The organism is Alcanivorax sp. HI0044 (genome assembly GCF_001634945.1).
Genome location: NZ_LWEZ01001294.1, coordinates 1 through 872 on the forward strand (window position 1 = coordinate 1; position 872 = coordinate 872).

The window sequence follows — 872 nt, forward strand, 5'->3', positions numbered from 1 at the left end:
TGCAACCCGCCCACATTAGCGAAGCTGTCAGTGTCGTATTCGTAGCTCAGTACGCCGTCCATTTCCATCAATGCAAACTTGGCTTTGTTCACCTCCGGCAGGTCCGCCTCGGTGATGGCGCCATCGTGGATAATCGCCCCACGGGCCAGCTTACGGGCATCTTCCACGCTCAAGCCACGCAGGTTGCGCACCAGCCGGTCCAGCGAGGCCCGGTCCGCGCGCACCCGTTCGCCCCGCTCTTTCTTGAAACGGCGCGCTTCGTCCTGAACGATGTGCTCCAACTGCTTTTCATCGGGCATGGACAGGCTGAAGCGAGTGCAATAACGGCGCAGTTCCGCGGGAATGGTCAATTCATGGCTGATCAGCACTAGAGTGTGATGCAGGCGCTCATGGTGCAGGGCGATTTCCTTGAGCAACCGGACGTGCTTTGGCTCACCGTCCAGATAAGGGTGCAGATCACACAGCGCATAGATCCCCGGCTCATTGGTACCGCGAATCTGTCCCAGCATGGCATCCGGTTCAATGGTGTGTTTCTGGCTGGGGCTGTCTTCCAGTTCCAGCCGGCGCAGGCCGTCCACCGCATTCCAGCCGAACACCGGTCGCCCCTCTCGCATCCCCAGGCGGCGAATCAAATCCAGCGCCCGCAGCTCCTCCCAGGTTTCAATCACCACGATGGGATAGCGGGACTCAAGCAGCATTTTCAGGTCGTTCAGATCACTCATTGTTTTATGCTTGCACGCCTCACGCTTCACGCTGGCATGCAACGCCCTTCTTGTTTTGAGGGCTCTTAGGCTACACTAGATCTCCCATTTCTTTCAGCATGCAAGCATGTTGTGTGTTTGCATGCAGCGCTGATAACTATGACTGAACGC

General features: G+C 57.7%; 1 pseudogene. It reads right to left on the bottom strand.

Going from position 1 to position 872, the window contains the following annotated elements:
* A pseudogene (locus A3730_RS18840) lies at positions 1–722 on the bottom strand (ATPase); the annotation flags it as partial.
* Positions 723–872 lie beyond the last annotated feature (150 nt).